The following is a 12,784-nucleotide window of genomic DNA, read 5'->3' on the forward strand; positions in this document are numbered from 1 at the left end:
GCCACGAATTGCACCAATTTTCTCGAATTTTTAATTTGTGCGAATTAGTGAAATTTGTGGTATTTTTTTTAAACACGTAGAATCATAGCATTACTTTGTCTCAAAAAGGCATTTCATTTGTTTGAATTCACATAGCCTATCTATGTGTTCAAATCTAGATTTGTTTTTTATTCTTCTTACTAATCAAAAAAATCTATGTTTCTATGTGTTTGAATTTTTATTTTCTAGCAGATTTAAAAAATCCTTTTTAATCCTGTAATCTGTTGCATTTTCTCTAATTCATTTTTTTACCCCAAACAGCCAATCCCGCACTATTGATTCCGGTATAACTCAAAGTGACTTTTCTGGTTGCCGACTCCCAATCCCAGGCATCGACTACGTTGCATTTCACTCCGTTTATGGTGGCTATTTTTTTTGCAGGATCGTACGACCAAGTTCCTGTTACATCGCCGCTTACTTTTTTGTCTGCTGTTAAATAAATAGTGACTGCTTTCTGCATCGTTTTGTATTGGTAGTTCATCGTAATCTGTTCCCAAGTTCCTACCAGATTTCCTTCAGCAAAAGTTGTTGTTGGCACGCCTGCATAACGTTCTGGCTCTATTACAGGCCAGCCATCTTCTGTCCATTGAATACCGTGTACGTGACCCATCATGACTGCATTTGAGACATTGATTCCGGCAACTCCTTCTGGCAAACGTGCCTGAGAAGCATAAAACCACTGTTTGGTAGTTGGATTTTGAAAAACAGCACAATGTGCAAATCCAACCCAGCCTGTATGATTTTTAAATTGATATGGATGCGTGATCAATGGATAACATTCAGCACCGTTTGTGATACTCATTCCTGTATTTGTCACGTAAGGTCCGAGAATGTTTTTCGAACGAGCCACGCGAGTGTTATAAGCTACCGATAATTCGTCATAAGCCAAAAACAAATAATAATATTGTGTGTCTGGATTGTAGATAATCTCAGGTCCTTCGAGCGCTTGCCAACGGTTTGTGTTTACATTGCCACGGCCTGCAATTCGAACTCCGTAATCGTCTATCGTTTTTAGTTTATCTGGTTTTCCTGTTGCTGGATTTAATTTTAAGGCAGCAATTCCGGAATGCCAAGAACCGTAAATTAAATATTGTTCGCCTTCTGGAGTTTCAATAAAACTCGGATCAATGGCGTTGAATTTAAAATAAGCATCCCAATCGTTTCCGCCGTTTCGAACATAACTTTTTACACCGTCGGGTTCTGAGCAGACTACCATTCCTTTATCGACCCAATTGTTAGAAGCCAAATCTGTAGTTTCTGCCAAACCTATGAAAGCACGTTCTGTCCAAGATGTGTTGGTATCGGTTCCTGTGATTGGATTTGTTACCACAATACTGTAATACATTCTGAAAACATTCCCCACTTTTCGAACGCATGGCGCCCAAAATCCGTAATTTGGATTTGTTATTGGAGGAAGAGCAGGATTCATTCTCGCTCTTTTATTATTCAAAGAATCTTTTACCCAAGCCGGAACCTGAAGCATCGATGGCCCCATAAACTCCCAGTTGATTAAATCTTTTGATCTTCTATAGAAAAAATGTCCGTTGCCATCATGTGCATTTCCGTACGAAGCATCGGTTTGATACATATAATAGTATTCTCCCGACTTTTCTACTGACGGATCATGCACGTTTGCCAGATTCCATTGTGATCTAGTTGCCCAACTTGCAAATGCAGTATAATTGTCTGCATAGATTGGTCCCGCAAAAGGAGGATTTACCACTGGAGGCGTCACCGGATCTGGTCCACCAACTTCTGGTGCTGCCGGATCATCTTTTGAACAGCTTATGAATAAAATCGACACTGCAAAAAATCCGATGAAAGAAATGATTTTTAAAATGAAATTTTCTTTTTTCATCTGCTTCTATTTTATTTTCCTTCTAAAACAACTACTGAGAAAGGAGGAATTGTGATTTCAAGTTTTCCTTTTTTGTTTTCGAAGCCTTTAAAAACTGTCGGAACAATTTTGTTTGGTGATTCGAATGAATTGTAATCTTGTAGTTTAGCCGAGGTTAAAACCGTTCCTGTAAAGCTTTTCACTCCTAAAGAATTAACATCGATTTCGATTTTGTTTTTATTTTTCGCATCCACATTCACTAAAGAAATATGAACCACTCCGTTTTTATCTTTTGATGCTGATGCTGAAACTGCTGGAAGTTTTTCTCCGTTAAATGTATAATCTGGTGATGCAAAACTTACTGGCAATAATTTCGCATCCTGATGCACGCTGTACATTTTCATTACATGGTATGTTGGCGTCACAATCATTTTGGCTTTATCTGTAAGAATTACGGCTTGTAAAACATTAACACATTGTGCTAAGTTTGCCATACGAACTCGGTCTGCATGGTTGTTGAAAATATTAAGAGTCGCTCCTGCTAAAACTGCATCTCGCATTGTATTCTGCTGATACAGGAATCCTGGATTGGTTCCTTTTTCTACTTCGTACCAGCCTCCCCATTCGTCAACAATCATCGCTACTTTTTTCTTTGGATCGTATTTATCCATAATAGCAGAATGTTTGGTAACCAGTTCTTCCATTTTTAAAGCCGACTGCATGGTTTTGAAATAACCTTCTTCTGTAAATTCTCTGTCACTTCCTTTTTTACCCCAATCAATTACAGCATAATGATGAACACCGACTCCTCCTAACATATTAAGTGGAATTCCTTTCATTAAAACTTCTGTCCAATTGTAATCAGAACTGTTTGATCCTGAGGCAATACGTGTAATTCCTCCTGTATTTTCCCAGTCTGACATGAAAGTGGCATATTTACGATATTCTCCAGCGTAGTATTCTGCCGTCATATTTCCGCCGCATCCCCAGGCCTCATTTCCGATTCCCCAGTATTTTACTTTCCAAGGTTCTTTTCTTCCGTTTTTTGCACGTAAATCGCTCATCGGGCTTTTTCCGCTGAAGTTCGTGTACTGAACCCAGTCTGCTAATTCCTGAACGGTTCCGCTTCCTACGTTTCCAGATAAATACGGTTCTGCTCCAAGAAGTTCGCACATATTCAAGAAATCATGCGTTCCAAAACTGTTGTCTTCGGTAACGCCGCCCCACCATTTGTTTACAATAGTTGGTCTTTGTTCTTGTGGACCAATTCCGTCTTTCCAATGGTACGTATCTGCAAAACAACCTCCAGGCCATCTTAAATTTGGAATTTTTAAATCTTTTAAAGCAGCAATAATATCATTTCTTACCCCTTTTGTATTTGGAATTTTCGAAGTGTCTCCCACAAAAAATCCTCCGTAAATACAACGGCCTAAATGCTCTGCAAAATGACCATAAATATTTTTATCAATTGTTGGTGCATCAGCAGAATTTTTAATGGTTATGGTCGTCTGCGCGAAAGTTAACTGACTACAAAACGTAATAAGAAATGAGATTAAAAGTGCTTTTTTCATAGTGGTTTTTGTTTGTAGAGGAAAGCTCGAAGACTTTCCTCTGAATTTTAGTTTTTTAATAAGAAAGTGTTGGCCATCCTGATGACCATGTAAAGTATACGATTTCGAGTTTAGGATTTCCGTTGTCGGCCTTGTTATAATAATGAACGGCTCCTTTTTGTGTTCCCGTGATTCTAGACAAATGTCCTGGACCAATATAATTTCCTTGTGAAGCCAGAACAGTTGTTCCTCCGCCGTTTTTTAAAGATATTCCGTTTTTATCCACAAAAGGTCCAAACGGACTTGTAGAACGGCCAACCACAATATAATAAGTGCTGTTAACGCCATTGCAGCAAGTGCCTCGGTTTACAAACATATAATAGTAGCTTCCTTCTTTAATTAAACAAGGAGCCTCCCAAGATGCGCTGTTTCCGCCAGCAACAATAGTCCTGCTTCCTATTGTTTTTCCTGTTGAAGGATTAATTTGAATCACTCCAATACCAGCATGCCACGAACCGTAAGCCATATAAACATTGTTTCCGTCAACCAAAATAGAAGGGTCAATAGCATTAACATCTGATGCCGATGATGATGAAACCACAACACCTCTATCTGTCCAATTGGTTCCGGCACTCTGCGAAATAGATGGAGCTGTTACCAGTCCAATTGCTGATGTTGCTGAACCGAAAGTAGAACAAGAATAATACATATTCCATCTGTTATTAAACCAAGCAACATCTGGTGCCCAGAAAGTTTTACCGAATCCTGGAACATATCCTGAAATCCAGCTCGGTGTAGAAGAAAATACAGATGTTCCCCATGTCCAGTTCACCAAATCTCTTGTATAGGTCATTGGAATATTATCTCCTGTCGTAAAAACATAATAATTAACACCGCTTTTTACAATTGTACTAGGATCATGCGATGGGACATTTCCGCTAACTGTTTTTGCTGTCGAATTGGTAACTTGTGAATCCTGAGCATTTACCGCTGCTGCTTCTTGTGTTGGGACAATTTCTTCATTTTGACAACTCCCAAATAATATCGCTAATAAAACCAAATTTATAATTGTTTTCATTGTTCTAATTTTAGTTACTGTTAAAAATTATTTCTCTTGTATTCCAAAATTCTAAGGCATAATATCATGTGAAGATTTTCGCCTTCACATGATATCGGGTATTCTAAACTAACTCAAATAAAATTTAATAACTGTCATTTTGTTTTGTTCCTGGATTGTTATCCATTTCCAATTGCGGAATCGGGAAATATTCTCTTCCTTTTGTATACGAATTGAATTCTGCATCTCTCGATTTCAACCAAGCCAATTTTGTCGGATTATCCAACCATCCCCAGCGGCGAATGTCATCAAAACGATGTCCTTCAAGAGGGAATTCTAAAAATCTCTCATGACCAATCTGCTCTCTCATCTGCTCTTGGCTCATTCCTGGCTTTGTTGTAGACAAATCAGGAAGATTAACTCTGTTTCTTACCATTTGAATATAAGTATAAGCTCCCGCTGTATCGCCTGTTTCGTTCAAACATTCTGCATACATTAAAAGGATATCTGCATATCTCAATAAACGTTCATTAATTCCAGAACGCCAATCGTATTCGTCTGCAAATTCACCATCAGAATTTTGGTATTTTCTGCAAAAAAGATCATTTAAATCAGCAGGACTTGAAGCGTAAAAAGTCGCAAAATCTTTCCCATATAATTTTGTTCCTGGTTTATTGTAGAAAATAGTAGCATCTAAACGAGGATCGTCTTCTCCAGTTCTTGTTTTTTCTTCTTTAAATTCATTAAACAATGCCCAAGTTGGCTGTACGTCTGTCCATCCGAAAGCACGTGGTGCATACGTAATTGCTCTAGCCGATGTTTTCCCCCAACCTGAAGCTGGAGCACCTCCCCATCCTAAATCAACTCCACCAGCATCTCTACTGAATTGAACTTCAAAAAGAGATTCTGAATTGTTTTCATTTGCGGTAGTAAAATTGTCTCTGTAATTAGCAACCAAAGAATACACACCCAAATCGATTACTTGTTTAAAAGTGGTTCTTGCATTTGCAAAATCTTTGGTAAACAAATAAGCTTTTCCTAAGTATCCTAAGGCAGCACCCTTTGTCGCACGGCCTTTTTGTCCTGCATCTAATCCCGAAACTGCAGTGTAAGAATTTGGCAGTAATTCTGCAGCAGCTTTAAAGTCTGATATAACCTGCGCCCAACCCTCATCCTGTGTTTTTTGAGGATAGTAAACCGCTAAGTCTGTCGGAATTGGAACATTTTTAAACATATTTACAGCGTGAAACAAATACAATCCTCTTAAGAAGTAAGCTTGTCCTATAATCCTGTCTTTTAAGGCGCCGTCTTCAAAATCAATTGCCGGCACATTTGCCAAAACCTGATTGGCTCGATAGATTCCCTGATAGTATGTTTCATAAGCCCATCCGTAGATTGCTGCATCAGCAACATTTGAGTTGAAATGCCCTACATTATACATAGATCCCCAAGGACTGTTTGTTCGAGAATCGTCTGCTTTTACGTCTAGCAATAATGGCGTACTTCTCATGTAAGTACCGTCTGTCAGCAAACTTCCGTAAGCTGCATTTACTCCTTGAAGTGCATCTTGATCTGTTTTCCAAAAATTATCGACCGCATCGTTATTAGGATCTAGTTGGGTCAAATCTTCGTTATCAACACAGCTTGTTGTTACCAAGGCTAGTGAAAGAAAAACGGTTATATAGCTAAAAAAATTAGATTTCATTTTAATACGTTTTAATGGTTAGACCTGTTTAGAAACTTACTTCTACTCCTAAAGAAATTGTTCTTGGATTTGGAAAAGATCCCGCATCATATCCTCTTGAGATTAATCCGTCGCTGTTGAAATCAGGATCGTATCCTTTGTATTTAGAAATGATCAGCAGGTTTTGACCGTTTAGGTAAACCTTGGCTTTTTCAATAAATTTATCTTTTATCGGAATATTATAACCGATTTCCATAGTTTGCAGTTTCATATAATCACCGCTTTCGATAAATCTGTTCGAGTCTCTGCTGTTTCCGTTTGGATCTCCGATAACCGGAGCAGGAACATTGGTATTGGTATTGGTTGGTGTCCAATAGTTGAGTTCGTCTGTATGATGGTTGGTGTATTGACCAATCATCAAATTTCGGTACATGGCATTAAATACTTTGTTTCCGCCAGCTCCTTGCCAGAACATTGAGAAATCAAAATTGGCATAAGAAGCACTGAAATTAAATCCGAAACCATATTTAGGAATTGTTACTCCTTGGAAAGTTCTGTCTGCATCTGTAATTATTCCATCTCCGTTTACATCTCTAAACTTAACGTCTCCAGGCGCTGCTCCAGTTTGTGTAGGAGAAGCCGCAACCTCAGCCGCATTCTGGAAAATCCCGATTGCTTCCCAAGCAAACATTTCTCCCACAGACCTTCCTACTTCTGTTTTAGAAACTGCGCCATAAATAGGATTTCCGTTTACACCGATTTTGGTAACTTCATTTTTAAGTGTACCAAAATTGGCTGAAATATCATATTTGAATTTATGATGATGATTGCTGTAGGCAGCAGTAAATTCTACTCCAGAATTTTTCATTGATCCAGCATTTGTTGTAACACTAGCCGGAAATGCTCCTGTAGAATAAGGAAGAGGAACTCCTAATAATAAATCATCTGATTTTTTAATGAAATATTCTGCTGTAAACTGTAAATCATTATTTAAGAAACCTAATTCGATACCAACATTTGAGTTTATCGATTTTTCCCATTTTACATTAGGGTCAAGAGCTGCGACTACAGTTGTTCCTGGAGCAAGTTCATTATTAAAATCATAACCTGCAAAACTGTTTACTGTTGTCGCAAAGAAATATTGCGGAATTGTGTTGTTACCCAAAGTACCATAACCTCCTCTAAGTTTGATATTACTTATCCATTCTGGCAATGTCCAAAATTTTTCGTTGCTGATTCTCCATCCTCCTGAAAATGAATAAAAGTTTGCCGAATTATTTTTTTCACTGAAAAGAGAAGTTTTATCTTGTCTAAAGTTAGCTTGCACTAAATATCTGTCATCAAAAGAATAATTTAATCTGCTGATGTATGAAACTCCTGTAATGGTAAATTTATACTCTGATGCATTTCTGGCATCCGCATATTGAAGCATCGGAATTTCTCCCGGAGTGTAACCTACACCTCTCATATTATACCTGTGATAGTCTCTTTTTTCTTGAATCCATCCGGCTAGAGCATCAATTTTATGCTTGCCAAGAGTAATTTCGTAAGTCAGTAAGTTGTTTAAAAATGTTCTTAACTCATTTCCAGTTTCAACATCCAAAGACGCTTCATCATTTGTGGTAATATAATACCATCCTAAATCACTTGGCGGAATAAATTTTCTGTTCACCCAATCCGTTCTGTCATAACTTACATCCAATTTGTATTTAAGGCCTTTCACGATTTCAATTTCTCCCCACACATCTCCAATGAAACGGTTTCTTTTTCCGTTATTATTAATCAAATTATTATATCCGATTGGGTTCATAGAAATCGCTCTTTGTGTAAGGTTGTCTGTACCGCCGTAGCCTCCAAGTCTGTTCTCATCGTAAACCGGCATTGTCGGAACCGCACCTAAGATATCACTGATTACGGTTTGACCCGCATTGTACTCATTAAAAATCTCTTTATCCGACTGTGTGTAGGCTATTTTTGCACCATACTTAAATCTTCCTTTTTTTCCATTCAGATTTAGATTGGTAGACAATCTCTCATAATCCTGAGGTGTTTTAATATAACTGCTATTTTTAAAATAATCAATATTAAAACTGTAAGCCAAGCTTTCTGCTCCTCCGTTAAAAGTAAGCGCCTGATTTTGCACTACTCCAGTCTGCAAAGCTTCTTTTTGCCAATCTGTATTCACATTTGAAATATAATAAGGACTTGTTGGATCATTTCCTGGTGCGATACTTACTGAAACTCCTGCTCTGATATCGCGGTTACGTTCTGCTTCGCTGGTAATTTTTTGGTAACCGACACGATCTGTTACATCCCATTTTTTGGCAACATTCTGAAGTCCGACAATCGACTTGAATTTAATATCCATTTTTCCGGTTCTTCCTTTTTTGGTTGTAATGATAACAACACCATTTGCTCCACGCACACCATAAATAGCGGCAGAAGAAGCATCCTTAAGAACCTGCATCGATTCGATTTCTCCCGGAGCAAAATCGTATGGAGCATCTACCATTATTCCGTCAATTACAAAAAGCGGATTGTTGTTAGTAAACGATGTTATCCCTCTGATTTTTACGTTTACAAAACCTCCTGGTTCTCCAGATGATTGTACCGTAACGCCCGGAACCTGTCCTTGTAGCATTTTGGCCGCATCATAGGTAACGACCTTTTTTGCCGATTCTAAATTTACAACGCTTACCGATCCTGTTAAATCAGATTTCTTTTGAGTTCCGTATCCGATAACTACTACTTCGTTAAGCTTATTGGTGTCTTCTCCTAAACCAATATTTATTTTGGATTGGCTTCCGACTGTTATTTCTTTATTCTGAAATCCTATAAATGAAAAAACTAAAACATCATTTGGAGATGCTTTAATTGAATACTCTCCATCAAAACCTGTAGTCGTTACGGTTTTGGTTCCTTTAATCATAACATTAACTCCCGGCAATGGCAGATTATCCTGTGCCGAAGTTACGATACCTGTCACTGTTTTATCCTGCGCCGAAATCTCGGAAACAGAAAATAGCAACATAAAAAAGGCTAAAAGCCATTCTTTTTTTGGCAATAAAAAATTGCAGCAAAAAAGCATTTTGTGGTTTGTTATCATAGTAAGTGGTTTAGGTTAGTTAGCGCAGAATTATAAGTGTTAATTCTACATTTGTAAAGATAAATAAAAAAAAAGCTTAAAAACAAATTGATATGATAAAAAAAGTAACAAAAAAAAATATATATCGTAATTTAAGTGTGCATTCAACATTTAAAATCTTTAGTTTTTGTCAAAAAAAAGACCATTTTGGAAAGTTATTTGTGTAAAATTGACACTTTTTAAAAAAAAGCAACTTTTTCTGCAAAAAAACATCTCTTAAAAAAAACTTAAAAAAATTATGGTTTTTAACAATTATGAAATAATTAAAAAAGATTATTTGAAAGAAAAATCTCCTTTAAAACTGTATTGAAACGAGCCAAATGCTCTTCTGACCGATTTAAAAAGACAAAAAAAATGAGTTGGTAATTGCAGAACTTAAAAAAATACTATTAATATTGTATATATATTAAAATTTTTTAACACTTTATTTACACTACTGATTATGTAAGTGTACAATCTACATTAATAATTATGATACAACTAAGGAAGTTCATATATTTACAATCCAAATTAATAATATATGTTAAATAGCTATAGTTCTGCCGATAAAGTTTTACTGGCAGTAGACTGCATCATTTTTGGATTTGATAATGAAGGTTTGAAAATCCTTTTGATCCAAAGAGATTTTGAGCCCGAAAAAGGAAAATGGTCCTTGATCGGAGGTTTCTTAAAACGTGACGAAGTTTTGGATAGCGCCGCTACCCGAATCTTAAATACGTATACGGGTCTGAACGATATTTATATGGAACAGCTATACGCTTACAGCGAAATTAATCGTGACCCAGTTGAAAGAACAGTTTCTGTTTCTTATTTTGCTCTAATTAATATTGAAAACCACAATGCCGAATTAATCCAGAATTACCACGCAGAATGGTTTCCGATCAACGATGCTCCCAACTTGATTTTTGACCACAACGAAATGGTTCAAAATGCTATCAAGAGACTTCGCTATAAAACATCTGTAAAACCAATTGGCTTTGAATTGCTTCCTGAGAAATTCACGATGCGTCAGCTTTTAGAATTGTACGAAGCTATTTTGAGCAAGGAATTGGACAAACGAAATTTCATCAGCAAAATTAATTCTCTTGATATTTTAAATAAACTGGACGAAAAAGACATGCAGTCTTCCCGAAAAGGTTCTTATTTATATACCTTTAACAAGGAGAAATACGAAGAAAAACTGCAAAATAACTTTGCACTTAATTTATAAGAACTTTATTTAAACTCTCGCAGATTTAGGAGATTTAGCTGATCATTATCAAAAAAATCTGCTAAATCTGCGAGAGAAATTCATAAAGAGTTCCTTACAATAAGGGCAGATTTATTTTCAATCTGCTCTTTTGTTCCTTTCAGAACCATATCAGACAGAATTTTTCCCATCATTTCAAAATTGGTCGAAATAGTAGTAATTCCGTTTGCGGCAATTTTCTTTAAAGGAGTTTCATTATATGAGATAATTCCAAAATCATAACCAAGTTTAAGGTTCTGATTCATTCCCTTTTCAATCACCAGCAACAAATCGCGGTCATTTGGTATAATATACAAGTCGCCCAATGTTATGTTCTCATTGGTAAATTCTGAAATGACTTCATATTCAAAATCATATTCATTGCAAAACTCCTCAAAACCCAGTTTCATTCCAGAAGGTTCTCTGTGACCCGAAAAAATCAAAATCAGTTTTTGATATTTAGACAGTCTGGATTTTCCTTTCAGAAGCCCTTCAAAAATATCTTTCTTATGATTTTGGTAAACGGCAGGATAGATTTTCAAGTCCGGATTGGTCTGATCTAGAATAATTACGTCATTTACTGGTAGGGTTTTTATGGTATCGACAATATCGATTAAGTTGGTCGGCATAATGATATATTTTGTGTAGTTGCCATTGCTGTCGTGCAGCAATTTTTTGAAAACCTGAACATTGAAATGATGAAAAAAAATATCGACCTGCACATTTTTCCCAATGTTCTTCAAAAACGAATTATAAATGTCTTCCTTAAAAATATTCAATTCATCAAAAAGCAAGAAAATCTTCTGAGTTATAGTGATTTCAATACTTTTCACATAATAACCCTTACCGGGAATGGCATAAATAATTCCTCTTTTTTTTAACTCCTCATACGCCAGTAGTACCGTGTCGCGCGAAAGAGAGAAAGCCAGACATACCTTATTTACCGACGGAAGATGGTCGCCTTTTGCCAATCTCCCTTCCTCAATAGCTTTTTCAATTGAGAGAATAATCTGTTTATATTTTGGAAGTCCGATGTTGTTTTGAATCGAAATGACATTCATAAAATTATGTTTTTTGTTCTAAAAAATGAAAAACTGGTAGGTACTGGTATGCAAAAATAAAGAATGTTTTTATTTTTGGATTTCATTATTGGTAAAAATAGCATGGAAATAAAACACATATCACATTTTAAAGACTATCACAGTTGCAAATTATTTGGTTTAATGCCTGATAACGAAGAAATCTATTCATTTGAATTAGTGAATAAAAACGGAATGAAAGTCCAGCTTATTAATTATGGTGCAACGGTAACGTCTCTTCAAATTCCGCTTGATGGAAAACTGATAGATGTTGTTCTTGGTTTTGATAATCTGCAATCTTATTTGGAGTCTTACAACTTGCCAAGTGCTCCGTATTTTGGAACAACAGTAGGACGTTACGCCGGTCGTATTCATAAAGCCACTTTTAGTCTGAACGATAAAAAATTTCATCTTGACGGAAACAATAATGGCAATACACTTCACGGTGGAACAATGGGATTTGGAAGAAAAGCTTGGAGTGTGACCGATGCAAAAACTGGCGAAAATCCGTCTATTACTTTTGGTCTTTTGAGCGAACATTTCGATGAAAATTTCCCTGGCGAAATGACGGTTTACTTAACTTATACTTTGACAGAAGAAAACGAATTAAAATTAGAATACAAAGCAACCTCTTCAGAAGATACGGTTATCAATTTAACGCATCACAGTTATTTTAATCTTGACGGACACGACGGCAATGTTTTAGAACAGCAGATGTTTATCAAATCTGATAAAATGCTGGAAACGAATTCAGATAATATTCCAACAGGAGATTTTACCGATTTGACCGATCATGATTTTGATTTCAGAGCTCCTAAAAATTGTCCGTTCCCAATTGATAATTCTTTTGTAGTGAATTCTAAAACCGAAATTGTAGCACAATTGATCAGCTTAAAAAACAAACTGAGAATGAATGTTTTCACCGATCAGCCAAGTGTACATATATATGTAGGCGGCAATTGTTTCGGAAAATTAAAAGGAAAAGAAAACGTCGATTATAATGCACAAAGCGGTATTTGTTTTGAAACACAAAATTTTCCGGATGCACCCAATCAGGCACATTTTCCAAATGCTGTTTTGAAAAAAGGAGAACAATATGTTCAAAAAACAGTTTACAAATTTGAAAGTTTAGATTAATATAATAACCGTTGGATGGGATAAAATA

At 36.3% G+C, this 12,784-nt stretch carries 8 protein-coding genes; 2 read left to right on the forward strand and 6 right to left on the reverse strand.

The window, feature by feature from the left end:
- Positions 1-274: 274 nt before the first annotated feature.
- The 5 genes from E0W73_RS16955 to E0W73_RS16975 form a co-directional block, all read right to left on the reverse strand.
- A complete protein-coding gene (locus E0W73_RS16955; protein ID WP_135223229.1) occupies positions 275-1,897 on the reverse strand; it encodes an arabinan endo-1,5-alpha-L-arabinosidase in 1,623 nt (540 codons plus the stop codon).
- Positions 1,898-1,908: 11 nt separating this feature from the next.
- Positions 1,909-3,447, reverse strand: a complete 1,539-nt coding sequence (locus E0W73_RS16960) for an alpha-N-arabinofuranosidase (protein WP_135223230.1) — start codon at positions 3,445-3,447, stop codon at positions 1,909-1,911.
- A 55-nt stretch (positions 3,448-3,502) separates the two neighbouring features.
- Positions 3,503-4,504 carry an arabinan endo-1,5-alpha-L-arabinosidase gene (locus E0W73_RS16965; protein ID WP_135223231.1) on the reverse strand — a complete coding sequence of 334 codons (1,002 nt, stop codon included), beginning with the start codon at positions 4,502-4,504 and terminating at the stop codon, positions 3,503-3,505.
- 124 nt (positions 4,505-4,628) lie between these two features.
- Positions 4,629-6,188, reverse strand: coding sequence for a RagB/SusD family nutrient uptake outer membrane protein (locus E0W73_RS16970; protein WP_135223232.1), 1,560 nt, complete (start codon positions 6,186-6,188; stop codon positions 4,629-4,631).
- 28 nt (positions 6,189-6,216) lie between these two features.
- A complete protein-coding gene (locus E0W73_RS16975) occupies positions 6,217-9,273 on the reverse strand; it encodes a SusC/RagA family TonB-linked outer membrane protein (protein WP_135223233.1) in 3,057 nt (1,018 codons plus the stop codon).
- 559 nt (positions 9,274-9,832) lie between these two features.
- On the opposite strand from E0W73_RS16975, the gene E0W73_RS16980 reads away from it, so the two are divergent.
- Complete coding sequence (locus E0W73_RS16980; protein WP_135223234.1) at positions 9,833-10,522, forward strand: NUDIX hydrolase; 690 nt, start codon at positions 9,833-9,835, stop codon at positions 10,520-10,522.
- Between the two features lie 80 nt (positions 10,523-10,602).
- On the opposite strand, the gene E0W73_RS16985 is transcribed toward E0W73_RS16980, so the two are convergent.
- A complete protein-coding gene (locus E0W73_RS16985; protein ID WP_135223235.1) occupies positions 10,603-11,601 on the reverse strand; it encodes a GntR family transcriptional regulator in 999 nt (332 codons plus the stop codon).
- A 162-nt stretch (positions 11,602-11,763) separates the two neighbouring features.
- Between E0W73_RS16985 and E0W73_RS16990 the strand changes: the two genes are divergently transcribed.
- Positions 11,764-12,756, forward strand: coding sequence for an aldose epimerase family protein (locus tag E0W73_RS16990; RefSeq protein WP_317129337.1), 993 nt, complete (start codon positions 11,764-11,766; stop codon positions 12,754-12,756).
- Positions 12,757-12,784 lie beyond the last annotated feature (28 nt).

This window comes from Flavobacterium foetidum (assembly GCF_004634245.1).
Lineage (GTDB): Bacteria > Bacteroidota > Bacteroidia > Flavobacteriales > Flavobacteriaceae > Flavobacterium > Flavobacterium foetidum.

Excerpts from the sequence above, each read along its gene's own strand:
- E0W73_RS16955 (WP_135223229.1), bottom strand. The coding sequence starts at position 1,897 with ATGAAAAAAGAAAATTTCATTTTAAAAATCATTTCTTTCATCGGATTT.
- E0W73_RS16960 (WP_135223230.1), bottom strand. The coding sequence starts at position 3,447 with ATGAAAAAAGCACTTTTAATCTCATTTCTTATTACGTTTTGTAGTCAG.
- E0W73_RS16965 (WP_135223231.1), bottom strand. The coding sequence starts at position 4,504 with ATGAAAACAATTATAAATTTGGTTTTATTAGCGATATTATTTGGGAGT.
- E0W73_RS16970 (WP_135223232.1), bottom strand. The coding sequence starts at position 6,188 with ATGAAATCTAATTTTTTTAGCTATATAACCGTTTTTCTTTCACTAGCC.
- E0W73_RS16975 (WP_135223233.1), bottom strand. The coding sequence starts at position 9,273 with ATGATAACAAACCACAAAATGCTTTTTTGCTGCAATTTTTTATTGCCA.
- E0W73_RS16980 (WP_135223234.1), top strand. The coding sequence starts at position 9,833 with ATGTTAAATAGCTATAGTTCTGCCGATAAAGTTTTACTGGCAGTAGAC.
- E0W73_RS16985 (WP_135223235.1), bottom strand. The coding sequence starts at position 11,601 with ATGAATGTCATTTCGATTCAAAACAACATCGGACTTCCAAAATATAAA.
- E0W73_RS16990 (WP_317129337.1), top strand. The coding sequence starts at position 11,764 with ATGCCTGATAACGAAGAAATCTATTCATTTGAATTAGTGAATAAAAAC.